Here is a 25,620-nt window from a genome sequence, read left to right as displayed (position 1 = left end):
GGTTCAGAACAGCGTCGCCTGGGCCGGTTCTTCCGGCGGCTGCTGTCCCCGCCGTCCGTTCAACGCGAACTTGTCCTCGATCACCTTGTCCGGCTCCGGGAACCCGTACTTCGCGATCAACGGCCGGATCCGCGCCCCGATCTCGTGCCGGTACGCCGTCTCCGAACCCGACGAATACAACCGCGTGTACTCCGTCACCAACGCCGGATACGCCTGCCGCAGCCACCCGAAGAACACGTCCTTGACGCCGGAAGACAAATACAGCGGGTGGTACAGCACATCCGTCGCACCCGCCGAGGCCACCGCCGCGACCAAGTCCTCCAGCTGGACCGGTGAATCCGACAGATACGGCAGGATCGGCGACAGGAACACCGTGCACTCCAGACCCGCGTCGCGGATCGCGCGGACCGTTGCCAGGCGGGCCGTTGTCGTCGCCGTGCCGAACTCCACCGACTGCTGGAGCTCCTCGTCCAACATCGACAGCGACACGCCCAAGTGCACCGTTGCCCGCTTGGACGCGCGAACCAACAGGGGCAAGTCCCGGCGGATCAACGGCCCCTTCGTCAGGATCGAAAAGGGGACCCGGTGCCCGGACAGCGCGTCGATGATGCCCGGCATCAGCTCGTAACGGCCCTCCGCGCGCTGGTACACGTCCGTGTTCGTGCCGAATGCCACGCGGGGTGGGAGCTTTCGCTTGCGGGCCAGCTCGTTTCTCAGCACCTCCACGATGTTCGTCTTGACGATGATCTCGTTGTCGAAGTCGCCGGCGATGTTCAAGCCGAGGCGAGTGTGCGTGTTGCGGGCGAAGCAGTACTGGCACGCGTGCGTGCACCCGCGGTACGGGTTGATCGTGTACTCCCCCGGCAACATCCTCGCGTCCGCCGGCACGTGGTTCAACGCGCTCTTCGCCAGCACCTCGTGGAACGTCACGTCGCGGAACTCCGGGGTCCGGACGCTGCGCACGAACCCCGTCAGCCGGGCCAGGCCCGGCAGCGTTCCCTCGTCGACCCGGTCCGTGCGCTGGCCGCTCCAGCGCATCGCGTCTTCACTCACCGCACGAGCATGCCCCGCCCCGGGAAGCCGGGCTAGCCAGATTCGGACATGACCGCTAGAGCGCCTCGCCCCACTGCCCCGGCCCGGAAACGTGCCTCGGGTCGGTGACCGCGTGGTAGCCGCCGTGCACGAACACCAGAGCCGGTGCCTGCCGGTCGCGGCCCGTGGCCAGCACCTCGCCGACGACCAGCGTGTGGTCGCCCAGGTCGAACTTGTCGGCCAGGGCGCACTCCAGCCAGCTCGCTCCGTCGAGCACGAGCGCTCCCGTCCGCTCCCCCGGCTTCGCCGCCAAGTGCGCAATCTCGGAGACGCGCGACGCACGCGGCCCCGCCAGCCGGCGGGCGACGTCCCGCCCGTCCGCCGGCAGGATCGACACCACCCAGCGGCCGGTGTCCAGCAGGTCCGGCAGGAACGACGACTCCTTGCGGAAGGACAGCGAAACCAGCGGTGGGTCGAGGGAGATCGACCCCAGTGAATTGACGGTGACGGCGTCGTGGCGCCGGCCGCCCGGGGTGTCGCGGTACGTCGTGGCGACGCACACGCCGGTCGCGAAGGTGCGCATCGCACCGCGAAGATCGGGAGCCATCACAACCCCTGTGGGTGCGAGAAGAACCGGTCCGGGTCGTACCGGCGCTTGACCTCGGCGAGCCGGGCGGCGTTCGGGCCGTAGTAGGCGCCGCGCCAGTCCTCGAGGTCCGGATCGGTGAAGTTGACGTAGGACGCGTCCGGCGCGAACTCGCCCGTCTCGGCGTGCAGCGCGTGCAGCCAGTCCAGGTTCGCCGCGACGACGCCGGGCGCGTCCCGCTCGGTCCACGACGTGTCCAGGCTCAGCAGGAACTTCGTGTCCCGGTGCGGGAACGCGGTGTCCGCCACCGGGACGCGGCCGATCGCCCCGCCCCACGCGAACAACGCCGCCCCGGCACCGTCGGGGTTGCCGCTGCCGGGCCACTTTTCGACGGCCCGGACGAGCGCCTCCAGCCCGGCGTCCTCGATCGCGTGCGGCGTGCACCGCGTGCGGACCGCGAACGCCCCGCCCTCGCTGGAGTGGTGCAGGAAGGACGCCGCGTCCCAGAAGTCCCGGTCTTCGATGTCCACGCGGTCGGGAGCCGCGACGGCGAAGGCCGGCGCCAGCAGCTCCCACAGCTCCGACGCCGGGCCGAGGTGGTGGCCCACCACGGAGACGACGCCGTCGTCGCCCGCCGAGCGCGCGATGCCGATCCGCGCGGAGAACTCCGCCGGCGCGGCGAGCATGATCTCCTGCATCACCGCGAGGACCTCGACCGCGTGCGGCCACGCCCAGAGCACGACGCAGGTCGAGCCGGCCGGGGCCGGCCGCGCCTGGAACGTGAAGCTCGTGTTGACGCCGAAGTTGCCGCCCCCGCCGCCGCGGCAGGCCCAGAACAGGTCCGGGTTCTCCGCCGCCGACGCCGTGACGACCTCGCCGGAAGCGAGCACGACGTCGGTCGAGACCAGCGCGTCGCACGTCAGGCCGTGCGCGCGGGAGATCGTCGTGACGCCGCCGCCGAGGGTCAGGCCGCCGATGCCGACGGTGTCGGAGTTGCCGAGCGGGAACGTCAGGTCCCACGGCCGCAACCCGGCGTAGAGCGCCTTCATCGGCGTCCCGCCGCCGACGGTGACCAGTCCGGTGCCGCGGTCGACGCGGATCCCGGACAGGCGCCCGAGGTCGAGCACCAGGCCGGGGCCCGCCGAGTGGCCCGCGTAGCTGTGGCCGCCGCCGCGGACCGTCACGGGCACCGACTCCGCACGGGCCCACTGGACGGCCCGGGCGACGTCTTCCGTGCGGGAGACCGAGAGCACGGCCGCGGGGCGGGTGGCGGCGAACCGCCGGTTCACCGGCGCCACGGTGTCGAAACCGGGGTCGCCGGGGAACCGGAGCTCGCCCAGGCCGCGCAGGCCGTCCCAGGAGGTCATGACGCCCTGCTTTCCGCCATGACCTCTTCGAGGAAGGAGACGCCGGTGGCGGCGTGCTCGCCGTAGCGCTCCCAGACCTCGCGCAGCACCAGGGTGCCGCCGTGCCACTGCGGGGTGTTGGTGCTGTGCCCGGCGATCACCTCGCCGCTCGCCAGGACCATCGTGTAGGCCAGCCGCAGGACGCCGCCGGCGTCGCAGGTGCCGGTCACCGTGCCGCGCAGGACGTGCCCGCCATCGAACTCGGCCCACACCAGGTCGCCGTCCTGGCGGTACTCCGCGTACGTGCCGTCGCCGCCGCCCAGTGCGCGGAACCGGCGGCCGTCGTAGTGGATGCTCATTCGTCCACGTCCAGGAGTCCGGCCGGCATCGCCAGGGTGGTGCCGGTGGGCGGCGGCTCGATCTCGACGGCGTCCACCTCGACCAGCGAGGCCGCGTGCTCCAGCCGCTGCCGGCACGTCGCGGCGTCGTCGGCCTCGCAGGCGACGAACGAGTGGCGCGCGATGTAGCCGCCCGGCGGCAGCCGCAGCGTGGTGCCCGGCTCGACCATGGGCGAGGCCATGACCAGCCCGTCGGCGTCCCACGGCACCTCGACCGAGTGCACGACGCAGTCGTGGTCCGGGTAGCCGAACCGGATGCCGGCCACGCCGGAGCGCGTCGGGGTGACGTCCGGGCGCTGGCCGGTGGCGACGTCGAACAGCACGCTGCCCGGGTCGATGCCGGTGGCCGTCTTGCCGAGCAGCGGGATCAGGTCGCCGCCGAGCCTGCCGTTGACCTCGATGATCACCGGGCCGCGGGTGGTCAGCCGGACCTCGGTGTGGGTGATGCCGTTCTCGATGCCGAGCACGCGGTGGGCTTCGGCCAGGACGTGCAGCAGCTCTTCGTCGCGCAGCAGCGGGTCGGCGGAGTCGACGAGGTGGCCGGTCTCCTCGAAGAATGGCGGCATGCCGGTGCTCTTGCGGGCGAGGAACATCGGCAGGTACTCGCCCTTGTGGACGGCACCGTCGATGCTGATTTCGGGTCCGTCGGCGAAGCCCTCGATGATGGCGCCGCCGCGGTAGGGCTCGTCGCCGACGAGGCTGGCCTCGTGGGCGACGCGGTAGGCGGCGTCGAACTCCCCCGCGTCACGGGCGAGGGAGACGCCCATGCTGGCGCCGAGCGCGCGGGGCTTGACGACCACCGGGAAGCCGATGCGGGCGACCGCCGCGCGGGCGTCGTCGAGGTCGACGGCCAGGTGGAAGCCGGGCTGCGGCAGGCCGGCTTCCGTGAGCCGGACGCGGCAGCTGTGCTTGTCGCGGCAGCCGTGCACGCCGGGGATGCTCAGGCCGGGGACGCCGAACTCGGCGGCCAGCTCGGCCGCGGGCATGACCAGCGGCTCGTCCCAGCAGAGCACGCCCGCCACGGCGTACTGCTTCGCCAGCTCGCGGGCGGTCTCGGTGAGCAGCACGTGGTCGAAGACGTTCACCACGGTGATGTCGTCGAAGTACTCGTGCTGCCAGGTCGGCTTGAGGTTGTTGATCAGGACCAGCCGCAGCCCGGCCTCGCGGGCCCGGTCGGCCACGGATCGGACGAGGTATTCGCGGTAGAGCTTGAGGCCGCTGCCGATCACGAGCAGCGCACCCGGGTTCGCGTTCATCGAAAAGTCCTTTCGGGGTCAGGGAAAGAGGGCGAGGGCTTGGCCGGCGAGCTCGGCGACGACGGCGTCCGCGGCCAGCGGGGCGGTGCGGAAACCGTCGGCGCCACTGGCCGGGCGGGCCCAGGCGGCGGGCCCGACGCGGACGAAGCCCGTGTCGCCGCCGTCGGAAGTGGCGTAGTGGCAGTGCTTGACGCGCACGACGTCGTATCCGTCCACATCGGACACGATGCCGGCGGACAGGACGCGCGCCGCCCAGCCCGCGTCGTCGTCGGGGCCGGACAGGGTGGTCACCTCGCGCCGGACGGCGTCGGTGCTCACCTTGAGCAGCGTGCCCGCCACCGAAGGCAGCAGCCACGCCCGCCCGTCGGCGCCGATCCCGCCCGCGGTGGGCGTCGCCGCCCAGGCGTGGGCGAGCGCGGCGGGCGGACGCAGGTAGACCATCGTCTGCCGGTGCAGCGCGACCGGCCGGTCGAGCAGCGCCCCGGTCCAGGGCCCGGCGGCGACGAGGACGACGTCGCCGGTCACGGCCGTGCCGTCGGCCAGGTGCACGGTCGCCCGGTCCGGATCGACTTCGACGGCCTCCCGGCCGGGCCGCAGCTCGGCGTCCGGGTGGTGCCGCAGCCAACGAGCGGCGGCGTGCAGCACGCGGTCGGCGAGCAGCGTCCCGGCGTGCGGCTCGTACACCGCGCCGCTGCCCCGCGGGAACCCGATGAGGGGGTAGGCGGACGGGTGGACGATCCGGATGGGCACCCCGGCGGCCCCCGCGGTGGCGACGGCCGCCGGGACGAGCCCGGGCGGCAGGGCCTGGAGCACCCCGACGCGCCGGTAGAGGCCGGCCCCCGGCAGGTGGTCGCACAGCAGGGTGTCGAGCTCACGCCACCGGTGGTGCAGCTCGGCGGCCCGCCGGGTGGCGGCCCGATCCCCGACGACGAGCGCCCGCAGCGCGCGGTGCTGGTCGAAGGAGGTGGCCCCGGGATGCGGCACGGGGCCGCGTTCGAGCAGGACCACCCGGTGCCCGGCGAGGACGCACTGGATGGCGGTGAGCAGCCCGGTGATGCCTCCGCCGACGACGATGACCTGCAGGCTGTCGCGCCGCCCGGAGCGGGGACGGCTGCTCCCGGACGCCGTCTTCGGGAGCGCGGTGCCGGGGAGGGTGACGGTCCCGGCCAGGGAGGTGCCCGGCCGGGCGGGAGCGTTGGCCGCCCCGCCCAGCCCGGCCACGGCGAGGCCCGCCCCACGCGCAGCCGGCGACGAGGCAGCGCATGCCGCAATCGCACCGTCACCGCCGAGCGCGAGGCCGGCGCCAGGCGCTGCCGGCGACGGGGCAGCGCCCGCCACCACCACGCGGTCACCGCCGAGCGCGAGGCCGGCGCCAGGCGCGGCCGGCGAGGTAGCGGCGCTCGCCGCAACCGTGCCCACCGCTGAGTTCGCGCGGGCCCGGCCGAGGTCACCCCGGCCGGCGCTGGCCATCGACTGCGCGCGGGCCGGCAGCTCCTCCTGCCGGATGCCGGTGCTCATCGGCCGGCCTCCGCGAGGCGCAGCCGCGGCAGCGCAGCCGGTGTGAACGACTCCGCCTCCGGACCAGCGTCCGCACCCAGTGCCTGCTCCGCCAAGTCCACCAGGATCGGGGCGGCTCCGCGCAGCAGGCGGTCGACCTCGAAACAGAAGTCGCCCGCGTTCGCTCCCGTCACCTCGCGGCGGTCCAGGCGGCCCAGCTGCTCCGCGATCGTCTCCGCCGCCCGGTTCAGGCTGAACCCGGCCAGCTCGTACGACTCCGCGAACCGCGACGCCATCAGCGAAGCCGCGCGCCGCGACCGCGATGACACCGGCAGCGGGCCGAGGCCGACCCAGCGGTTCACCTTGTCCGCCACCCGGTTCCACGGCTCGACGAGCCGCAGCCCCGTGACGCGGGACAGGCCGTCCCGGCTGAAGCTGGTCCGCTGGTGCTCCGGGCTGGTCGCGGCCAGGTGGAACCGGATCAGGTCGCGCGGCACCTCGGCGGCCAGCTCCCGGCTCCACACCACGTGCCCGCGGCTGGTGGAGAACTTCCGGTGGTCCAGCTCGTAGAACTCGTTCGTGAGGTACCGCGTCGGCAGGTCGTAACGGCCGTCCAGCGCGAGCAACATGGCCGGGCCGGCGATCGCGAACGGGTAGATGTTGTCGAACCCGAGGAAGTACACGATCTCCGACCCCGCGCCGGCCAGCCACAGAGCGTCCTCCGACGAAACCGCGCCCGACCGCTTCTCCGCCGAGAGGGCGGAACAGTGCATGCTCCACGCCATCGGCTCGGCGTTCGGGTTGACGCGCTGCCCCGCGACCTCGGGGAAGGGCACCTCGATGCCCCACGAAGTCGGGTACGTCACCGGGAAGTCCGGCAACGGGCGCGACAACATGGCAGCCATCGCCTGCGCCATGTGCGGCCGCATCCCCGCCGCATGACGCGAGAAGTGCTCGCGCAGCTGCGACCGGTACCGCTCGACCGGCAGCACGAGCACGTCGGCTTCGCGCAGCACCACGGGGTCCGAAGGGTCCAAAGTGGACCGGACGTCCAGCAAGTCACCGGCGGCTACCAGCTGCCCGCAGCTCTCGCACAGTCCCGCGCAGCCTTCGGCGAGACACTCCGGGCAGCTGCCCGACGCGAACCCGTCCACCAGGAACTCGCCCGACCGCGACGAGTACGGGAACTTCATCGTGCGCAGCTCCAGCTTGCCCGCCGAGTACAGCCGGCCGACGAAGTCGACGACCCACTTGGTGAACCGGTCGTCGTCGCCGGTGTAGCCGTCGACGCCGATGCCCATGGCTTCGAGGCTGGCGGAAATCTGCGCGGCCGACGTGGCCACCAGCTCCGCCGGGGTGACGCCGCGGCGGTGCGCGGTCGTCACCACGAACGTCGACGTGTCCTGGAAACCGGTGCCCAGCAACACTTCCCGGCCCTGGGACCGGGCGTAGCGGGTGTGCACGTCGGCGGCCAGGAACGGGCCCGCGATGTGCCCGAGGTGCAGGTCGCCGTTCGCCGTCGGAGCCGGCGAGATGACGACCGTCCGGGCGCTCATGACACGCCTGCTTCGTGCCGGGCCGTGAACTGCGCGGCCATCTCGGGGTCCCACCAGACGCCGTAGTACTCGAAGTCCGCGTCGCCCTGGTTGGTGACGCAGTGCGTCGAACCCGGCGGCAGCCGGACGACGTCGCCGGCGGCGAACGGGTGCGGCTCGTCGTCGACGACCAGCGTGGCGGTGCCGGCCAGGGCGATGAAGATCTCGTACTCGTGATGGGAATGGGCGGTGGAGGTGGTGCCCGGGCGCAGGACGCACCACGCGCCTTCGAACGGCGCGTTGAGCTCCGGCCAGGGCAGCAGCCGCTGGGAGTCGAGCCCGTACGCGCGCTCCAGGTGATCGCGGTCGAGCCGGTGGATGTCGATCATACCGCCACCACCACGGACTCGTCGGTGCGGCGGAGGTCGTCGTCGGGGCCCGCGCCGGTGACGCGGCGCTCGACGATGTCCCCGGCGATCTCGGCCGAACGCTGGGCCAGCACGCTGATCAGCGAGTCCGAGATGCCGTGCGTCGCCTCGTTGACGCCCTGCAGGTACAGCGCACCGAAGGCGTCGGGGCCGAGGTCCGCGCGGTAGCGCCGGTTCACGGAGATCCCGTCCAGGCCGATCGCGTCGGCCAGGCCGCGGACCATCGACGGCATCCGCGGGTCGAAGCCGGTGCCGAGGAACACCGCGTCGCAGCGGACCTGCTCGACCGTGTCGTGCTTGAGGTCGCGGACGTCGAGCACGATCTCCTCGCCGCCGCCGGGCAGCGTCTCCGTCCGGGAAGCGACGACGTCGGCCGAACCGCGGATCGTCGAAACGGGCTGACCGAGCATCTTCTGCTTGTAGAGCATCGTGTAGAGCTCTTCGAGGAACGGCCCGGCCAGGCCGCCGTAGTTGGTCAGGTGCATCTCCGCGAGCACCTTTTCCCGTGCCTCTTCGGACATCGTGAAGAACTCGTCCACAAAGGACGGGAAGAACAGCTCGTTGATGAACTTGCTGGTCTGGTAGTCCTTGAGCGCGATCGCGCGCAGCAGCAGCGTCGGCGACGAGCCCGGCGCCTCCTGGTGCAGGGCCATGAACATCTCGGCCGCGCTCTGCGCACCGCCGACCACGACCGGCCGCAGCGCCTTGCCCGGGCGGGCGAGCCCCGTGGTCTCGGCGACCCGGGTGCTGAACTCGGTGCTGTGCACGACCCGCTCGGCCGGCAGCCCGCGGAACACCTCCGGCACGTGGGCGTCCCGGCCGCCGCCGACGACCAGGTCGCGGCAGAGGATCGTGTCGCCGTCGGACAGCGGGACGGTGAAGCCGAGCACCTGGCCCGACTCCGAGTGGATCGGCAGGACCCGCTCCGCGCGGGCGTTGTAGCGCACCCGGACCTGCTCCAGCGAGTCGGCCACCCACTGCAGGTAGGCCGAGATCTGCCAGCGGAACGGGTTGAACGTGCCGAGGTTGACGAACTCGTCGAGCTCGCCGCGCTCGTGCATGAAGTTGAGGAACGAGAAGCGGCTGCGCGGGTTGCGCAGGGTCACCAGGTCCTTCACATAGGACACCTGGCTGCGCGCCCAGGGCAGCATCAGGTTGCGCTGCCACTTCACGTCTTCGTGCTGTTCGAGGACCATGGCGCTGCGGGCCACGCCGGCCCGCCCGCACTCCTCGAGGGCCACGGCCAGTGCGAGGTTCGCCGGGCCGGCCCCGATCATCAGGACATCCACTTCGTGGACGGTCATGTCATCACTGCTTTCCGGGTCGACCTGCGGCGCGCCGGGTCGCGGCGCGCCGCAGGGAGCTACTTGCTGACGGTGACGCTGAACAGGTCGAGCTCGCGGAACTGGGTGGGCTGGACGTTGTGCAGGCGGGGCGCCCAGGCCGCGGTGCCGGACTGCCACCAGATCGGGATGGTCGGCATGTCCTGCAGGACGAGCTTCTCGGCCTGCTGGTAGAGCGCCTGGCCCTGCTTCTGCGACGGCGCCGCGTCGGCCTGCTTGAGCAGGTCGTCGACCTTCGGGTTCGAGTACTGGCCGACGTTCGAGGCCGCACCGGTGCGGAAGAGCGGGTTGAGGAAGTTCTCGATGGACGGGTAGTCCGCGACCCACGCCGAGCGGTAGATGCCCGTGACGGTCCGGTTGTTGAGCTGCTTGCGGAAGTCGCCCAGCGTCGTCTGCGGGGTGAACTTGCAGGTGCGGCCGAGGGAGTCCTGGATCTGCTTGCAGATGACCTCCATCCACTCCTGGTTGCCGGAGTCGATGTTGGACGTCAGCTCGATGTCACCCTGGAAGCCCGAGGCGTCGAACAGCTGCTTGGCCTTCTGCGGCTGGTAGGTGCACAGCTCGCCGCACTGGTTGTCCAGGTGGCCCTGGACGTTCGGGGCGACCAGGCCGTCGGCCGGGGTGCGGCCGCCGTTGAACACCTTCTGGATCAGTGCCTTCCGGTCGATGGCCATGGAGATCGCCTGGCGGAACTGCGGGCTGTCGTAGCGCTTGTCGAACAGTGGGAACGCGATCGCCTGGTAGCCGAGGTAGGTGTAGGTCTTGCGCCGGTCCTCGGGCAGGTCCTTCTTGATCTTGCCGCCCTGCGTGGAGGTCCACGGCGTGAACGACAGGAAGTCGAGCTTGTTCGCCAGGACGTCGGCGTAGGCCTGGTCCAGGTCGGTGTAGAAGCGGAAGTCGATGCCGCCGATGTTCGGCTTCTGCGTGCCGGCGAAGCCGTCGAACCGCTTGACGACGAGGTCCTTGCCCGGCGTGTACGACTCGAACTTGAACGGGCCGTTGCCGACGGGGTGCGCCTCGAACGCCTTGCGGTCGGCGAAGAAGCTCGCCGGCATCGGGAAGAACGCCGCGTAGCCGAGCTGGACGCCGAACTCCGAGAACGGCGCGTCGAGGGTGACCGTGAACGTCTTGTCGTCGACGACCTTCAGGCCCGAGAGATCCTTGGCCGCCGGCAGGGTCGCCGGCTGCTTGCCGTCCGCGGTCGCGTTGTTGACCTGGGAGAAGCCCACGACATGCGAGAAGTAGCTCGCGCCCGCCATCAGGTTCGGGGAATACGCGGTGTAGTTCCACGCGTCGACGAAGCTCTTCGACGTGACCGGCGTGCCGTCGTGGAACGTCCAGCCGTCCTTGAGCTTGATGGTCCACACCTTGGAGTCGGTGGTGGTGATCGAGTCCGCGACGGCGTTGTGCGGGGCGGCCGTCTTGGCGTCGTACTCGATGAGGCCGCGGAAGAGCGTGCCCAGCACGCTGATGCCGCCGACCTCGGTCGTGTTGCCGGGCACGAGCGGGTTGGCCGGCTCGGTCTCGCTGTAGCTGATGACCGCGTCGCGGTCGATGCTCGCCGCGGCGGGCGCGGCGGCACCGTCGGGCGAGGGAGCGGCGGTGGTGGTGCCGCTCGGGGTGCTGCACGCCGTGAGTGTCACGGCGAGCACGGCGGCCGCGCAGACGGCGGCCCGGAGCTTGCGCATGGGTGTCTTCCTTCTTATTCGGGGGGTGGGACGGGGTGGAGTCAGCGCCGGCTGGAGGTGATGCCCAGTGCCAGCGGGAACGCGGGGCGGCCACCGAGGAGGTGGGCGCCGGCGGTCTGCAGGATCCGGTCCTGCGCCACGATGTGCTGGCACATCGTGGTGGTGTCGCGCAGCCAGCGGTCCAGCGGCGACGGCCGGTAGATCGCGGTGGTCTGCACCAGGTCGTAGAGCCGGGTGACGATCGCCCGGGCAGTGCGGAACGCGTGCCGCCGTGACAGCGGCAGCGCGGCCCGCTCGCGCGGGGTCAGGTCGTCGAGGGAACCGCCGGCGGACAGGACTTCGTGCTGGCGGCGCAACGCGCCGTAGACGCCTTCGCGCGTCGCGGCGAAGTCGGCTTCGCAGTCGGCGAGGGTGGTCTGCGTGCGGTAGTCGTCTTCGCGGCCCGCGGAGACGGCGGCGTCCGTGGCGAAGTCGAGCGCGGCGCGGGCGACACCGAGCGCGACGCCCGGCATGTTCCGCATGTGCACCTCGGGCTGGGCCAGCGGACCCGAGCCGCCGCGGACGTCGGCGAAGGTGAGCGTGTGCTCGGCGGGCACGAACACGTCGGTGATCGTGTAGTCGCAGCTGCCGCTGCCCGCCAGGCCGGTGGTGTGCCAGGTGTCGAGCACCTCGACGTCGGACTTCGGGACCATCAGCAGGATCGAGTCGTGTTCGGGCTCACCGTCGCGGTACAGGAACGCTCCGGAGACGACCCAGTCGGCGTGGGTGACACCGCTGCCGAACTGCCAGCGGCCGGTCAGGCGGTAGCCGCCGGGGACGATTTCCGCCCGGCCGTTGGGAAAGAGCAGCCCCGCGGTCGCCATGTCCAGGCTCGGGAACATCTCTTCGGCGACGGCGTGGTCCAGGAACGAGGCGTAGAGACCGGTGTCCGACCCGATCATCGCGCACCACCCGGCCCCGGGGTCGCCGTAGGCCAAGGCTTCGATCACCTCGGTCTGCTCGATCGACGTCAGCTCGGGACCGCCGTGCGTGCGGGAGAACCCCATCCGGAACACTCCGGTGCCGCGCAGGAGGTCCACGACGTCCGGGGGCAGCCGCCGGGCCCGCTCGATCTCCTCGGCGCGGTCCCTCAGCACCGGGGCGAGGGCATGGGCCCTGGCGAGGATCTCCGCCGCGGTTTCCGGCGGGCGGACCGCCAACGGCTCGACTACGGTCATCACATCACTTCCCTCGAGGTCTTCTTCTCGGCTGTGGAAGTGATTGAAGCCAGCGGTTTAATTGATGGAAACGGTTGTCCACCAAGGAAAATCAACGGGGCGCAAAAACGAAGTGGACAGGGCCGCGACGGAAGCTCCGTCGCGGCCCTGTCCCGGGGGAAGAATCAGCCGGTCACGGCGCTGTTGACCGCGCCGAAGTCGAGCCCGCCCTCCAGCGCGGTGTAGGTGCCCTGCTCCAGCAGTTCGACCGCCGCGCGCTGCGCGACCGCGTAGGCGCCCTGCGCGATCGCCGTGCCGACGCTGATCCGGCGGACGCCGACCGCTTCCAGCTCCGCCACGGTCGGGGCGCCCGGCCACACCATCACGTTGACCGGCAGCGGGCTCTCCTTGACGAGGACGCGCAACGTCTCCAGCTCGATCAGGCCCGGCACGAACAGGCTGTCCGCGCCCGCGGCGGCGTAGGCGCCCGCGCGGGAGAGGACGTCGTCCAGGCGGCCTTCGGGCTCGCCGATGCCGAACAGGTAGACGTCGGTGCGGATGTTGACCCACAGCTCGGGCAGGCCGGCCGCGGTCGCCGCGTCACGGGCCGCGCGGACCCGCCCGACCTGGGCCGGGACGTCGAACAGCGGACCGCCGGGAGCGGTCGAGTCCTCCAGGTTGATCCCGACCGCGCCGGCCTCGACGATCGCGCGGACGGTCGCCGCGACGTCGGCTTCGGACGGGCCGTAGCCGCCCTCGATGTCGGCGGTCACCGGGACGTCGACGACGCGCACGATCCGCGCGACCAGCTCGGCCATCTCCTCACGCGTGAGGCCGTGCCCGTCGGGCCGTCCGGCGGACCAGGCGACCCCGCCGCTGGTGGTCGCGATCGCCGGCGCACCGGCCCGCGCGATGAGGGCCGCGCTGGCGGCGTCCCAGGCGTTCGGCAGCACCAAAGTGCGGTCGGTGTGCAGGGCACGCAGCTGTTCGGCGAGCCGCTTGGTGGACATCCGTACTCCTTCTCGGTGGTTCAGGCGGCCGGCGTCGGTACACCGGCGGCGATCAGGTGGGTCGCGGCGAAGGCGCGCCACGGGTGCCAGGCGGCGGCCAGCCGGCCGGCGTCGGCGGAGACGTCGTGCTCGAGCAGCATCGTCTCGAGCGTGCGCTCGGTGGCCGGGAACGCATCGGCGTGCCCGAGCCGCAGCGCGATCTCCTGGGCGGTGCTCTGCTCGATGCCGGGCAGTGCCGTCAGCGCGGACGTGCAGTCGGCGAGGCTCGCCCCGGGATCGAGCAGGGTCTCGTCCGCGGCCACGGCGGCGGCGAACGTCCGCAGTGTCTTCGCGGTCGCCGCGGGCAGCCGGGCCCCCGCCAGGTCCGCCTGGGCCAGGGTCTCGGCCGAGGGGAACAGGTGGGTCAGGCCGTGCTCGAGGCCGGGTACGCGCTGACCCGCCGCGTCGACCAGCGCGGCCAGCTGCCGCCGCACCCGCGCGCGGACGCTGTACTGACTGAGCACGGCTTCCACCGCGACCTCGAAGGAGCCCCACGCCCCCGGCACGCGCAACCCCGGCCGCTTGCGCAGGAGCGGCCCCAGCACCGGGTCCCCGGCGAGGGCGGCCTCGGCGGGGGCGATGTCGGCGTCGACACCGAACATCCGCCCGACGCGGTCGACGACGTGGATGAGGCCTTCCCAGAACGGCATGTGCGCGGTCAGCAGCAGGTGGTCGTCGCCGCCGCGCGTCACCTCGATGACCCCCGCTTCGCCGTCGAGGCTGATGGTGCGCCGGTAGACGCCGTCGCGCACCGACTCGACGCCGGGCACCGCGCGTTCGGCCAGGAACGCGCTGAGGGCTTCCCAGTGCAGGGGTGGTGCGAAGGGCAGCCGCACCGTCAGGCCACCGTCGGCGGCGAGCCGGTCGGTCCGCCGGCGCCGGTTGCGCAGCTCGACCGGCGACGCGCGGAAGACGAGCTTCATGTCCCGGTTGAACTGACGCAGGCTGCCGAACCCGGCCGCGAACGCCACGTCCGCGACGGTCAGGTCCGAGTCGTCGAGCAGGCGGCGCGCGAAGTGGGCGCGGCGCGACCGGGCGAGCTGGTCGGGCGTCACGCCGAGGTGGTCGTGGAAGAGCCGGCGCAGGTGCCGCGGGGACACCGCCAGCCGCTGGCCCAGCGCCGCCTCGGTGCCGGTGTCCAAGGCTCCGGCGATGATCAGCTGCACCGCGCGGCAGACGAGCTCCGGCGCGTCGGCGCCGACCGGGCCGGCGACGCGGTAGGGGCGGCACCGCAAGCAGGCCCGGAACCCGGCCGCCTCGGCCTCGGCGGCGAGCTCGAAGGTCTTCACGTTCTCCGCGAGCGGCTTCGCCCCGCAGCCGGGACGACAGTAGATGCCGGTCGTGACCACGGCCGAAAAAGTCGTCATGTCCCAGGTGTAGGCGATCCGCCCCGGCGGGCGCTAGCCAGATCCGGACACGACCGTGGCAGGTGCGCACACCAGGAGAAGAGACGTGTCCGGATGTGGCCGGACGCGGCCGCGCGCGCTCGGCAAAGTGGTCGCCGGACCAAGCACCGCACTACCGAGAGGTTTTCCCATGCTGGCGAAGGTGTTCCCCATCCCCCTCAAGCCGGGCAAGCAGGCCGAGGCCGAGGCGCTCGTGCACGAGTTCGCGCCGCTCGGCCCCGGGCAGGAGGACGGCACCGTGTCCTTCCGCGTCTACCGCGACCCCGCCAAGCCGGACTTCCTGCTGTTCGTCGAGCACTTCGCCGACCAGGCCGCCTACGACGCGCACACCGGGTCGGCCGCCTACAAGGAACTGATCGCCGGCAAGTTCGCCGATCTGATCACCGAGTTCGTCGAAATCGACCACGAACTGATCGTCGGGCTCTGATTCTCCCGTTGACCGGCCGGATGCAGCAATCGCTGCGTCCGGCCGGGCGCGGGTATGGTGAATTCCGCGACAACAGCGTCACGCTCCGATTATCCGAGTAGTCCACGTCACGGTCGAATTGATTTTCCGGCGGAAACAACTCTGCCGGTCAACCGGCCGGGCAGCTGCAATGAGGAAGCCGCACCCGATGAGGTGCGGCACCCCCCAACGCATGCCACTGGAGGCTCGGCCGTGACCACCACCGAAAAACCCGCCGGCGTACTGGCCGTCCTGCGCCGGACGCCCACACCCGTCCGCTACCTGCTGGGCGGTGTGCTGGTCAACCAGCTCGGCGCGTTCGTCCAGACGTTCATGCTGCTGTACCTGGTCTTCCGCGGCTTCTCCGCGGGACAGGCCGGCATCGTCATCGCCGCCTACAGCATCGGCTCGGTCCTCGGCGGACTCGCCGGCGGCGAGCTGGTCCACCGCATCGGCCCGCGCGCCACCATCACCGCGGCGATGTCCGGTTCGGCCGCGATCCTCGCCCTCGTCCCGTTCTTCGGCCGACCCGGGATGCTCGCCCCGCTGCTGGCCGCGATGCTGCTCGCGGGCCTCGCGACCCAGAGCTACCGGCCCGCGGCCGCCGTCCTGCTCAGCGAACTGATGCCCGACGGCGACCGCGTCATGGGCTTCTCGATGATGCGGATCGCCCTCAACCTCGGCGCGGCGCTCAGCCCGCTGATCGCGGCGGGGCTGATCCTGCTCGACTGGAACCTCCTGCTGTGGTTCGACGCGGCGACCGCGCTGCTCTACGCCGTGCTGGCGGTCCGGCTGCTGCCCGACCTGCGGGTCGACCGTGATGCGCAGGCGCCCGCCGAGAGCGGGACCCGGGCCGCGTACGGGACGCTGCTGCGTGACGGGCGGTTCTGGTTCTTCCTGGCCTCGGTGCTGATCGGGTCGATCATCTACGTCCAGTACACGGTTTCGCTGCCGCTGAAGATCACCGCCGAGGGCCATTCCGCCGGGCTCTACAGCGTCGTCCTCGTGACCGCGTCGGCCGTGCTCATCCTCTGTGAGCTGAAGATCACCTCCTACGTCACGCGCTGGCCGGGCCACGTCGCCGCCACGGCCGGGACCGTGCTGATGGGCCTGGGGGTCGCCGGCTTCGGGATCAGCGGCGGCTCGGCGGTCGCGCTCGTCGCGTGCACGGTCGTGTTCGTCTTCGGGATCATGATCAACGGGCCGACGATGTTCGCCTACCCCTCGACGTTCCCCGCCGCCGTCAAGGCGCGCTACATCAGCGCCCACCAGGCGACCTTCGGCCTGGGCATGGCGCTCGGCCCGCTGTTCGGCGTCGCCGCGTGGGTCGCGCTGGGCAACGGCGTCTGGTGGCTGTGCGGCGCGCTCGGCCTGGTGTCGGCGCTGTGCGCCCTGCTCGGCATGACGGGCCGCCGCCCCGCCACCCCCTGAGGCCCCCGACCCCGACGGCCGTCCGCTGCGCGCGGGCGGCCGTCGAGCGCTGTCGCAATTAACCGAAAAGACGTAAACGAGCAACAACAATGATCTACAAAGCGTCAAAGCAATGCACGAACGGGCTAACAAGACCGCCAGACAGCGGAAGAGACACCGGCCGCGAAGAGCGACGCTGAGTGAGTGAGGGGAAGGGGATTCACATGGGCAGACCAGAAAAGCCCGTCAACACGTCCGGTGGCATCGCGACCCAGTTCGCTCGGCAATTGCGCGAACTGCGGGCCCGGGCCGGCAACCCGACCTACCGGGAAATGGCCCGGTCGGCGATGTTCTCGTCGTCGGTGCTCTCCAGCGCGGCGAGCGGCAACCGGATGCCGTCGCTGCAGGTGACGCTCGCGTTCGTCGCCGCGTGCGGCGGTGACGACGAGGCGTGGCGCCGGCACTGGCACGCCGCGACGAGCGGCTATACGCAGCCTCCGTTCGGGGGGCGCAAGAGAAGACCGACGCTGTTCCAGCGGCGCGGTGGCCCGCCGCACCCGGCCCAGCTACCCCAACGACCCCGGGGGTTCACCGGCCGCACGGCCGAGCTGGCGTGGCTGCGGTCCCCCTGCGACACCCCGCTGGTGATCAGCGGCCCGGCCGGCGTCGGGAAGAGCGACCTGGCGCTGCACTACGCGCATTCGATCGCGGCGGAGCAGACGGACGGGCAGCTCTACGCCGACCTCGGCGGCCTGCGCCACGGCGGCGGGGTCCCGCCGGCACCGGCGACCGCCGACGTCCTCGACGGCTTCCTGCGCGCGCTCGGCGTCGACGACGACCAGCTGTCGGGCACGTTCGACCACCGGGCCGGGCTGTACCGGACGCTGCTGGCCGAACGCCGGATCGTCGTCGTGCTCGACAACGTCCAGGACGAGCAGCAGGTGCGCCCGCTGCTCGCCGAAACCACCACGAGCACGACGCTGCTGGTCAGCCGCAAACGGCTGCTGGGCCTGCGCGACGTCCACCGGCTGCAGCTGACCCCGCTGCCGCGCGGCGACTCGATCGCGATGATCACCGCGGCGCTGCCGCACGTCGCCGTCTCGGCGGGTCCCGACTGCGACCGCCTCGCCGAGCTGTGCGGCGACCTGCCGCTCGCGCTCGACCTGGCGCTGCGCAAGATCGCCTCGCGACCGCGGCTGACCCTGCGGGGAGTCGTCGAGGAATGGCGCCTGAACGGCACCACCGTGGACTGGCTGTGCGTCGGGGACCTTTCCCTGCGCGACTCCCTGACGTCGGCCTACCGCACGCTCAGCCCGCCCGCGCGGGAGTTGCTGGAGCAGCTGGCCCGCACCCCGCCCAGCGGGTTCGACGCGGTGTCCGCGACGCTCGACGAGCTCGTCGAGGAGATCGCCGACGCCGGCCTGCTCACGCACGCCGACCCGTACCTCGACGGGCACACGGTGCCCCCGCTCGTGCGCGCCTTCGTGCTGAGCACCGTGGGGCCCGGCGGACACGACCTCTCCGCCCTCGCGGGGCCGGTGTCCGCCTAGCGCCGGGACGGCCCGGCAACGACGCCGCCGTCCCTGTCTTCTCCTCGGCAGTACGGGATTGATTGTCCTTTGCGGACAACGCTCCCAGCCAAGTCCGCGATGGCCTGTAATCAGCACAGCACGGATTCCCGCTGACGCAGGCAGGTCGGACGTACCGGTCGTTCCGGCGGAACCCGTTCCCCCCACGGATTTCCCGGAAGGACAGGTCATGCTCGACAACGGCATCCCGGTACGGATCCCGCCCACCCCGCGTCCGTCGGGGCTCGGTGTCCACCGACGCTACGCGGCCTATTACGCCATGTCTGCCTCGATCATGCTGCTCGCCGGCGCGATCTGGCTGTCGACGCGGCTGCGGCCGAGCGCGGCGTGGCACGACATCGCGCTGTTCGCCCACCTCTCCTCCCTCGTGGTGGGCTTCGGCGCGGTCCTGGTCGCGGACTACTTCTTCGCGCTGTGGGCACTCGGGCGCGTGCCGTTCGCCGAGGCCGTCCGGAGCGCTTCCCGGCTGCACCTGCTGGTCTGGGGCGGGCTGACGGGTCTCGTGGCGAGCGGCGCGCTGCTCTCCCCCGACCTCGGTTCCGCGGCCACGGTCGTGAAGCTCTGCCTGGTCGGCGTGCTCGCCGTCAACGGCGTGCACGCGACGGTGCTGGGACACCGCATGGCCTTCTTCGACGACCCGGTCCCCGTCCGCCTGCTCGTCCGGGGCGGGCTCACCACGGCGGTTTCGCAGCTGTGCTGGTGGGGCGCCGTCGTCATCGGCTTCCTGAACGCGACGCGATGACCGCGAAGCTGTCCGGATCTGGCCAGACCCGCGACCCCGTGCCCGGGCACCCTGAGTTTCCCCGGAGTTCCGCGAAGAAGAGGAGAAGAAATGATCACCAAACTGGTGCGCGCGGTGAACGCGGCCCTGCGGCCGGCCCCGTCGGCCACGACGGTCGCGCAGCGCATCGACGCGGCCCGGTCGCAGCCGGACTACCTCATGACGATCGAGCTGTTCCGCTTGCGCGGCCTGGGCTGAGGCGGCTCACCCGGATCGCCGGCCGTGCGCCTCCCGGGCTGGGTTCCCGCCAGCCCGGACCACCCGCCCGACCGACGAATCGAGTGAACCCATGACGCACCAACGGCTTTTGATGTGCTCCGCCCGGTATTTCCGCATCGACTACGAAATCAACCCGTACATGCACGTCGGTGTCCAGCCCGACGTCGAAGCCGCCATCGTGGAACACGAGAACATCGTGGAAGCGCACCTGGCGGCGGGCCGCAAGATCGAGTTCGTCGACGCGGACCCGTCCTGCCCCGACATGACCTACACCGCCAACGCGGCGGTGGTCCAGGGAAACCGCGCCGTGCTGGCGACGCTCCCGCCCGAGCGGGCGGACGAAACCCCGCACCACCGGGCCTGGCTGGAGTCCCACGAGTTCGAGGTGGCTTCGACGCCGTACGCGTTCAGCGGCCAGGGCGACGCCTTGGCGTGCGGGCCGTTGCTGCTGGCCGCCCACGGGCAGCGCACGGACATCCGCGCGTTCAGGACTCTGGCGCGGCACCTGGACTACGAGATCGTGCCGCTGCGGACGACGAGTCCCCAGTGGTACGACCTGGACCTGGCGGTGGCCGTGATCGCCCCTTCGGTCCTGGCGTACAACCCAGCCGCGTTGGACGCGCCCAGCCTGCGGACGTTGAGGGGCCTGGGAGTGGAGCTGATCGAGGTGGCCCCGGCCGAGGCGGCGGCGTTCGCGCTGAACCTGATCAGCGACGGCCGCACGGTGACGATGACCGCGGGAGCCCCGCGGCTCGCGGCGGACCTGAGGTCGCTGGGCCTGACGGTGACGGAGCTGGACACGACGGAGCTCCGCAAGGGCGGCGGCGGCATCCGCTGCACGGCGTTGACCCTGGACAACCCCGCCTGACGCGCGGCGCCTGGCGGGGCGTCCCCTCGCCAGGCACCGCGTTCGTCCGTAATGTTCGTTTCCAAAGCCGCTTCACAGCTCTCGCACATCGGTCCCCTACCTTCTCCCGGGAAGGTCGAAGGCATGGAAAACCCTGCTCCGGCCTACGAAGGCCGCCCCCTGCCCCGGCCGCGGGACGAGGTCGTGGACCAAGGTCTCGGCTTCGACGTCGCCACGCTGCTCAACCGCCGCCGCGCGCTGAGGTTCCTCGGCCTCGGCGCGGCCGGTGCCGTGCTGACCGCGTGCGGCACCAGTACTTCGTCGAGTAGCACGACCACGTCGGCTTCGACCGCGTCGGGCGAGATCCCCGACGAGACCGCGGGACCGTACCCGGGCGACGGCTCCAACGGGCCGGACGTGCTGGAGCAGAGCGGCGTCGTGCGCGGGGACATCCGGTCGAGCTTCGGCACCGGCAGCGCGACCGCCGAAGGCGTGCCCATGACCTTGGAGCTGGTGGTGGCCGACCTGGCCAAGGGCGGCTCACCGTTCGCCGGCGTGGCCGTCTACGTCTGGCACTGCGACCGCGCCGGCCGGTATTCCCTTTATTCGGACGGGATCGAGAACGAGAACTACCTGCGCGGCGTCCAGGTCGCCGACGCCGACGGCCGGGTCCGCTACACGAGCGTCTTCCCCGCTTGTTACGACGGCCGCTGGCCGCACATCCACTTCGAGGTGTACCCCGACCAGGCCGGCATCACCGACGCCACCAACGCGATCGCCACCTCGCAGGTCGCCCTGCCGCAGAACGTGTGCGAAGCGGCCTACGCCCAGTCCGGCTACGAGCAGTCGGTGGCGAACCTCGCGAAGGTGAGCCTGAGCAAGGACAACGTGTTCGGTGACGACAGCGGCGCGTTGCAGCTCGCCACGGTGACCGGAGACGTCACCAGCGGCTACCAGGTGACGCTCAAGGTGGGCGTGGACACGACGACCAAGCCGTCGGGTGGCGGGCAGCCACCGTCCCGCTGAAGTCGTCAGGACGCGAGGACCACGACTTTCCCGGTCAGCGTGCCCGCGGCGGCCTGGGCGTGGATCTCCGGGAGCTCGGCCAGCGACACCCGCTGCCCGACGTCGACGCGCAGTTCGCCCCGGTCGACCAGTTCGACCAGCTGCGCCAGCTGGCCGGCGTCGCTGCGGACGAAGAGGTCGACGCCGCGCACGCCACGCTCTTCGTCGGACGGCGCGGGCATCCACACCGTCGTGTTCACCACGACTCCGCCCGGGCGGACCAGGGTGACCAGCGCCGCCAGCTCGGCCGGGTCGACCGGCGCGAGGTTGAGCACGACGTCGACCGGCTCGGTCACCGCCGCGGTCACGCCGGTGGTGGTGTGGTCGACGACCTCGTCGGCGCCGGCCGCCTTGACCGCGTCGCCGCTGCGCGGGCTGGCGGTGGCGATGACGTGGGCCCCGGCCCGCTTGGCCAGCTGCACGGCGTAACCGCCGACCGCTCCCCCGGCGCCGTTGACCAGCACGCGCTGCCCGGCCTGGAGCTTGCCGTGGTCGAAGAGCGCCTGCCAAGCCGTGAGGCCCACCACCGGCAACGCGGCGGCGTCGGGCAGCGGGACACTCTTCGGCGCCGGCGCCAGGATCCCGGCCGGGGCGATGACGTACTCCGCGGCGGCGCCGTCGCCGTCCATCGGCAGGAAGCCGAGGACGTCGGCACCGACCTCGATGCCGTCGACGCCCTCGCCCAGCGCGTCGACCGTGCCGGCGACGTCGAGGCCGGGGGTGTGCGGCAGCACCACCGGGATGGGGCCCTGCATGAAGCCGCCGCGGATGTTGCCGTCGACGGAGTTGAACGACGTCGCGGCGACGCGGATCCGGACCTCGCCGTCGCCGGGGACGGGCTGCTCGACGTCCTCGTAGCGCAGGACACCGGGCTCGCCGTATTCGTGGAAACGCACTGCCTTCATCGGAGTTCTCCTTGCCGGTCGACTGCTTCGAGTTCGAAGCAGCTGAAGGCGACAGTACATCTGCTTCAAATTCGAAGCAAGTGATGCTGGTCACGGGTACTTCCAATTCGAAGCAGTAGACTGACGGCATGCCTGAACCGTCGCTCGACCCCGTGCAGCTCGGCGCCTACTTCGACCTCGTCGAGGTGACCAGCCTGCTCCGGCACGCGGTCGAGCAGCAGCTGCGCGAGGCCGGCGACCTGAGCTACGTGCAGTTCCAGCTCCTGGCCCGGCTCGGCGACTCGCCGACGGGCAGCCACCGCATGACCGACCTGGCCGACGGCGTCGTCTACAGCCGCAGCGGCCTGACCTACCAGGCGAGCCTGCTCGAGAAGGCGGGCCTGGTCGTCCGCACCCCGTCGCCGGACGACGAGCGGAGCGTCACGGTCACCATCACCGAGGCCGGCCGCGCGCTGCTCGCGAAGGTGCTGCCGGGGCACATCGAGGTCGTCGCCGGCCTGCTGTTCGAGCCGCTCGCGCCTGCCGACGTCGAAACCCTCGCCGGCCTGCTGGCCCCGGTGCGCGACCACATGCGCTCGGCACCGCCCCGCTCGGCCGCGCCACGCCGCCGCAAGGGCGGAGCTTCGTCCACATGAGACCCATGATCACGGCCGCACGGCGAGTCCGCCTGGGCCGTCTTGGCCCACCCTGACAACGGACGGCTCGCCGACGATCTCCCCGAGCCGCGCGGCATCGGCCGAGCCCGGCGCGGCGGTGAGGACCACGGCCATCAGGTCGTCCCCCGGGACGTCGAGCAAGGTGCCGTCGAGCGTGATCTCGCCGACCCCCGGATGCCGGAAGACGGCCCGGTTCTCATAGGAGGCAACAGTTTTCGGCGTGCGCCACAAGGTGTCGAAGGGCCGGCTGGTGGTCCGCAGCTCATCGACGAGCTCGGCGAGCGAGGCATCACCGGGATAGCGCACGGACGTGCGGTGCAACCGGCCGACGAGCATGGCCTGGAAACCGGCCGCGCGCTCATCGGTCCGGCTGATGCCGCCGAGCGCGTTGCGGAAGGTCCGCCACGCGACGTTCCAGTCCCGGGCGTGGACGGCGGGCGCACCGCATTCCAGCGCGAGCCACGCACCGTTGACGGCGACCACGTTCCACGCCGCGTCGGCCAGGAAGACGGGAGTGTCGCCAAACCGCTCCAGCAGCCTGGTGGCGGCCGCCCCGGCCGCGCGCGGCACCTGCCCATCCGCGGCGGCGTACCCGGCCAGCGCGCAGAGCCGTTCGTAGTCAGCCCGCCCAGCCCGCAAGGCACGAGCGATGGCGCTCACGACCGCGGCCGACGGGTGACTGCGTCCCTGTTCCAGCCGCCGCACGTAGTCGGCGGAAACCCCGGCCAGCTCGGCGAGCTCTTCGCGCCGCAACCCGCGAACCCGCCGCCGGCCCTCGCCCGCCAGCCCCACCGAGGCGGGCTCGGTGTTCTCACGCAACCACCGCACCGCCGCCCCGAGTTCACGCAAAGCCATGGTGCGAGTGTGCATCAGCGATCACGCGCGGCCGATCTGCCCTACGGTGATCGACGTGGAGAACGGCAGCACGAGTGACGACGACACCCGCCACGCCGAGCCGGGGAAGGTCCCGTACCGGGTCTTGTCGATCCGGATGATCTGGTTCGCCTCCGCGGTGATCGTGGTGCTGGGCATCGCGGTCGCGGTGTGGTTGCTGGCGGCGTTCGGTCACGGCGACGCGCAGGAGCGCAACCAGCTCGAAGCGATCAAGACCGCGGGCACCATCGTGGTCGGGACGGGCGGGGCGGCGGCCCTGCTGCTCACCGCCCGCCGTCAGCGGACCGCCGAAATCAGCCTGAAGCAGAAGGACCTCGACCAAGCGCTCCAGGAGCGGATGGCCGACGACACCCGGCTGGACGCGGCGGAACGCCGGCTCACCGAGCTGTACAGCAAGTCCGTCGACCAGCTGGGATCGGACCGGCTGGCCGTGCAGCTCGGCGGGCTCTACGCGTTGGAGCGGCTCGGCCAGAGCAGCCCGGGTCAGCGGCAGACGATCGTCAACGTGCTCTGCGCCTACCTGCGCATGTTCACCGACGCGGCCGCCGACGTCGTCGAAGGCGGCATCGGGCAGCAGGGGCGCGTCCGGCAGGCCGTCGGCGGGGTCTTGGCGGCGCATCTGCGCACGGACGCACCGGACGACCGTTTCTGGCCGGACATCGACGTCGACCTCGCCGGCGCGAGCCTGCTCGGCTTCGACCTGAGCGGCTGCCGGGTGCGGTCGGCCGGCTTCTCCTCGGCGACGTTCGTGGGCACGGCACGCTTCAACGGCGCGACGTTCACCGGCGCGGCCGGTTTCTCCTCGGCGAAGTTCACCGCGGTCGCGGACTTCACCGGCACCGCGTTCGACGGCCCCGCGGATTTCACGGCAGCGAGCTTCCGCGGCGACGCGGTGTTCAGGTCGGCGCGATTCGCCCGCGGCCCGGAGTTCGCCGACGCGGAGTTCCTGACCCGCTCCGACTTCGCGTCGGCGGCCTTCACCCTCGGCGACGCGGCCCCGGTGTCATTCGAAGAACTGCCACACGAGCTGACGCGGCAGCTGACCGCGCTGCCGACCCGCGTGCCCCGCACCGAGGTGCCGGCTTCCGACGCCGGCTCCCTACCGCTCGGGATACGCCTCGACGGAACACCGGCCGTCTGGCAGCCGGCCGCCGAACCGCACTTCATGGCGTTCATGGGCCCAGAGTCGGGCAAGACGACCCTGCTGCGCACCATCCTCCGTGGCATCACCGAGCAGTACACCCCGGCGGAGGCGGCCATCATCCTGGTCGACTACCGCCGCACCTCGCTCGGTTATGTGGCGGCGGAGCACCTGCTGGCGTACGCGGTGTCGAACGCCCAGCTCGGCGCCATGCTCGAAGACGTCCGGGAATCACTGCGGCGACGGCTTCCCGGACCTGACGTGACGCAGGAGCAGCTGAAGAACCGCAGCTGGTGGTCGGGTCCCGACCTGTACGTGGTCGTGGACGACGCGGAGCTCGTCACCCCCGGCGACGCCGACCCGCTCGAGCCGCTGCGCGAGTTCATCCCCCAGGCGAAGGACGTCGGCTTGCACGTGGTGATCGCTCGCCGCACGGAAGGAGCGGCGGACGCGCTCAAGCACGGGGTGCTGACCACGTTGGCGGCCATCCAGGTCCCGGGCGTCGTCGGCGACGGCGACTTCCGCGAGGGGCCGCTGATCTTCGGAGTCTGGCCGTCGGCCTTGCTGCCGGGCCGCGTGACGTCGGTCCGGCGCGCGGGCCAGGAGCTGGTTCAGCTCGCGTGGTCGGAGCCGGTCAGCGAGTGAGCCACGGAGCGAGCAACGACTCCAGATCCGCATCCGACAACGCACGCGGCCCACCGTGGAACTCGTGCCAGCGCGAAGCGTCGCACGCCGCCGAGTACTCGACCTCGAACGCCCGCATCAGCACGTACATGAACGTCACCGAGCTGAACCGCTCACCCAGCAGCGTCCGCGCCTCGCGCGCGACGTCCGTCGCACCGACGAAGTCCGACAGCTTCAACGATTCAGCAGCCGGGTCCAGCAGGCTGGGGGCATACATCACGACA

25 protein-coding genes are annotated in these 25,620 nt (G+C 71.7%); 9 read left to right on the top strand and 16 right to left on the bottom strand.

The genetic code is table 11. The features are described 5' to 3' along the window. Positions 1-3 precede the first annotated feature (3 nt). The 13 genes from ACZ7OU_RS45805 to ACZ7OU_RS45745 all read right to left on the bottom strand — a co-directional run bounded on the left by ACZ7OU_RS45805 (position 4) and on the right by ACZ7OU_RS45745 (position 14,721). Positions 4-1,053, bottom strand: a complete 1,050-nt coding sequence (locus ACZ7OU_RS45805; protein ID WP_470260061.1) for a radical SAM protein — start codon at positions 1,051-1,053, stop codon at positions 4-6. Positions 1,054-1,108: 55 nt separating this feature from the next. Continuing rightward, the gene (locus ACZ7OU_RS45800; protein WP_470260060.1) at positions 1,109-1,639 is read right to left on the bottom strand and encodes a flavin reductase family protein; all 531 of its coding nucleotides are present in this window, start codon (positions 1,637-1,639) and stop codon (positions 1,109-1,111) included. Next, positions 1,639-2,985 (bottom strand): FAD-binding oxidoreductase, encoded by a 1,347-nt coding sequence (locus tag ACZ7OU_RS45795; protein WP_470260059.1) that lies wholly within the window; start codon positions 2,983-2,985, stop codon positions 1,639-1,641. The genes ACZ7OU_RS45800 and ACZ7OU_RS45795 overlap by 1 nt, the downstream gene beginning before the upstream one ends. After that, on the bottom strand, positions 2,982-3,323 hold the full coding sequence (locus tag ACZ7OU_RS45790) for an avidin-fold protein (RefSeq protein ID WP_470260058.1): 342 nt from the start codon (positions 3,321-3,323) through the stop codon (positions 2,982-2,984). Before ACZ7OU_RS45790 ends, ACZ7OU_RS45795 begins: the two co-directional genes overlap by 4 nt. Continuing rightward, the gene (locus ACZ7OU_RS45785) at positions 3,320-4,618 is read right to left on the bottom strand and encodes an ATP-grasp domain-containing protein (protein WP_470260057.1); all 1,299 of its coding nucleotides are present in this window, start codon (positions 4,616-4,618) and stop codon (positions 3,320-3,322) included. The genes ACZ7OU_RS45790 and ACZ7OU_RS45785 overlap by 4 nt, the downstream gene beginning before the upstream one ends. An 18-nt stretch (positions 4,619-4,636) precedes the next feature. Then, positions 4,637-6,136: an NAD(P)/FAD-dependent oxidoreductase gene (locus ACZ7OU_RS45780; RefSeq protein ID WP_470260056.1), complete on the bottom strand. Its 1,500-nt coding sequence runs from the start codon at positions 6,134-6,136 to the stop codon at positions 4,637-4,639. Beyond that, entirely contained in the window at positions 6,133-7,671 is a 1,539-nt protein-coding gene (locus ACZ7OU_RS45775) for a class I tRNA ligase family protein (protein ID WP_470260055.1), read from the bottom strand. The genes ACZ7OU_RS45780 and ACZ7OU_RS45775 overlap by 4 nt, the downstream gene beginning before the upstream one ends. Beyond that, on the bottom strand, positions 7,668-8,039 hold the full coding sequence (locus tag ACZ7OU_RS45770) for a cupin domain-containing protein (RefSeq protein ID WP_470244898.1): 372 nt from the start codon (positions 8,037-8,039) through the stop codon (positions 7,668-7,670). The genes ACZ7OU_RS45775 and ACZ7OU_RS45770 overlap by 4 nt, the downstream gene beginning before the upstream one ends. Continuing rightward, entirely contained in the window at positions 8,036-9,382 is a 1,347-nt protein-coding gene (locus ACZ7OU_RS45765; protein ID WP_470260054.1) for a SidA/IucD/PvdA family monooxygenase, read from the bottom strand. The genes ACZ7OU_RS45770 and ACZ7OU_RS45765 overlap by 4 nt, the downstream gene beginning before the upstream one ends. Before the next feature lie 59 nt (positions 9,383-9,441). Further along, positions 9,442-11,109, bottom strand: coding sequence for a peptide ABC transporter substrate-binding protein (locus ACZ7OU_RS45760; RefSeq protein WP_470244900.1), 1,668 nt, complete (start codon positions 11,107-11,109; stop codon positions 9,442-9,444). Between the two features lie 41 nt (positions 11,110-11,150). Then, positions 11,151-12,326: an acyl-CoA dehydrogenase family protein gene (locus ACZ7OU_RS45755; RefSeq protein WP_470244901.1), complete on the bottom strand. Its 1,176-nt coding sequence runs from the start codon at positions 12,324-12,326 to the stop codon at positions 11,151-11,153. Positions 12,327-12,490: 164 nt separating this feature from the next. Beyond that, the gene (locus ACZ7OU_RS45750; protein WP_470244902.1) at positions 12,491-13,315 is read right to left on the bottom strand and encodes an isocitrate lyase/PEP mutase family protein; all 825 of its coding nucleotides are present in this window, start codon (positions 13,313-13,315) and stop codon (positions 12,491-12,493) included. Between the two features lie 20 nt (positions 13,316-13,335). Further along, positions 13,336-14,721 carry an AlkA N-terminal domain-containing protein gene (locus ACZ7OU_RS45745; protein WP_470260053.1) on the bottom strand — a complete coding sequence of 462 codons (1,386 nt, stop codon included), beginning with the start codon at positions 14,719-14,721 and terminating at the stop codon, positions 13,336-13,338. A gap of 169 nt (positions 14,722-14,890) precedes the next feature. Here ACZ7OU_RS45745 and ACZ7OU_RS45740 point away from each other — a divergent pair, with 169 nt between their 5' ends. From ACZ7OU_RS45740 to ACZ7OU_RS45710, 7 genes are all read left to right on the top strand, one after another. Beyond that, positions 14,891-15,187 (top strand): putative quinol monooxygenase, encoded by a 297-nt coding sequence (locus ACZ7OU_RS45740; protein ID WP_284750715.1) that lies wholly within the window; start codon positions 14,891-14,893, stop codon positions 15,185-15,187. A 231-nt stretch (positions 15,188-15,418) separates the two neighbouring features. After that, positions 15,419-16,636 carry an MFS transporter gene (locus tag ACZ7OU_RS45735; protein ID WP_470244904.1) on the top strand — a complete coding sequence of 406 codons (1,218 nt, stop codon included), beginning with the start codon at positions 15,419-15,421 and terminating at the stop codon, positions 16,634-16,636. A gap of 203 nt (positions 16,637-16,839) precedes the next feature. Beyond that, entirely contained in the window at positions 16,840-18,165 is a 1,326-nt protein-coding gene (locus ACZ7OU_RS45730) for a helix-turn-helix domain-containing protein (protein ID WP_470244905.1), read from the top strand. A gap of 208 nt (positions 18,166-18,373) precedes the next feature. Continuing rightward, positions 18,374-18,946: a hypothetical protein gene (locus ACZ7OU_RS45725; protein WP_470244906.1), complete on the top strand. Its 573-nt coding sequence runs from the start codon at positions 18,374-18,376 to the stop codon at positions 18,944-18,946. Positions 18,947-19,036: 90 nt separating this feature from the next. After that, the gene (locus ACZ7OU_RS45720; protein WP_470244907.1) at positions 19,037-19,183 is read left to right on the top strand and encodes a hypothetical protein; all 147 of its coding nucleotides are present in this window, start codon (positions 19,037-19,039) and stop codon (positions 19,181-19,183) included. A gap of 91 nt (positions 19,184-19,274) precedes the next feature. Continuing rightward, positions 19,275-20,072, top strand: coding sequence for a dimethylarginine dimethylaminohydrolase family protein (locus ACZ7OU_RS45715; RefSeq protein ID WP_470260052.1), 798 nt, complete (start codon positions 19,275-19,277; stop codon positions 20,070-20,072). Positions 20,073-20,195: 123 nt separating this feature from the next. Continuing rightward, the gene (locus ACZ7OU_RS45710; protein WP_470260051.1) at positions 20,196-21,077 is read left to right on the top strand and encodes an intradiol ring-cleavage dioxygenase; all 882 of its coding nucleotides are present in this window, start codon (positions 20,196-20,198) and stop codon (positions 21,075-21,077) included. Positions 21,078-21,082: 5 nt separating this feature from the next. Here ACZ7OU_RS45710 and ACZ7OU_RS45705 read toward each other — a convergent pair whose 3' ends face one another. Further along, on the bottom strand, positions 21,083-22,021 hold the full coding sequence (locus ACZ7OU_RS45705; protein ID WP_470260050.1) for an NADP-dependent oxidoreductase: 939 nt from the start codon (positions 22,019-22,021) through the stop codon (positions 21,083-21,085). A gap of 128 nt (positions 22,022-22,149) precedes the next feature. Between ACZ7OU_RS45705 and ACZ7OU_RS45700 the strand changes: the two genes are divergently transcribed. Beyond that, a complete protein-coding gene (locus ACZ7OU_RS45700) occupies positions 22,150-22,656 on the top strand; it encodes a MarR family winged helix-turn-helix transcriptional regulator (RefSeq protein ID WP_470260049.1) in 507 nt (168 codons plus the stop codon). Between the two features lie 9 nt (positions 22,657-22,665). On the opposite strand, the gene ACZ7OU_RS45695 is transcribed toward ACZ7OU_RS45700, so the two are convergent. Beyond that, positions 22,666-23,532 carry a helix-turn-helix domain-containing protein gene (locus ACZ7OU_RS45695; protein ID WP_470260048.1) on the bottom strand — a complete coding sequence of 289 codons (867 nt, stop codon included), beginning with the start codon at positions 23,530-23,532 and terminating at the stop codon, positions 22,666-22,668. 55 nt (positions 23,533-23,587) lie between these two features. On the opposite strand from ACZ7OU_RS45695, the gene ACZ7OU_RS45690 reads away from it, so the two are divergent. Beyond that, the gene (locus ACZ7OU_RS45690) at positions 23,588-25,357 is read left to right on the top strand and encodes a pentapeptide repeat-containing protein (RefSeq protein ID WP_470260047.1); all 1,770 of its coding nucleotides are present in this window, start codon (positions 23,588-23,590) and stop codon (positions 25,355-25,357) included. On the opposite strand, the gene ACZ7OU_RS45685 is transcribed toward ACZ7OU_RS45690, so the two are convergent. Further along, positions 25,347-25,613: a hypothetical protein gene (locus ACZ7OU_RS45685; RefSeq protein ID WP_470244914.1), complete on the bottom strand. Its 267-nt coding sequence runs from the start codon at positions 25,611-25,613 to the stop codon at positions 25,347-25,349. The genes ACZ7OU_RS45690 and ACZ7OU_RS45685 overlap by 11 nt on opposite strands. Between the last annotated feature and the right edge of the window lie 7 nt (positions 25,614-25,620).

This window comes from Amycolatopsis sp. NPDC114505 (genome assembly GCF_055633615.1).
Note: the sequence above shows the minus strand (reverse complement) of the source record. Positions and strands in the feature narration are given on the sequence as shown.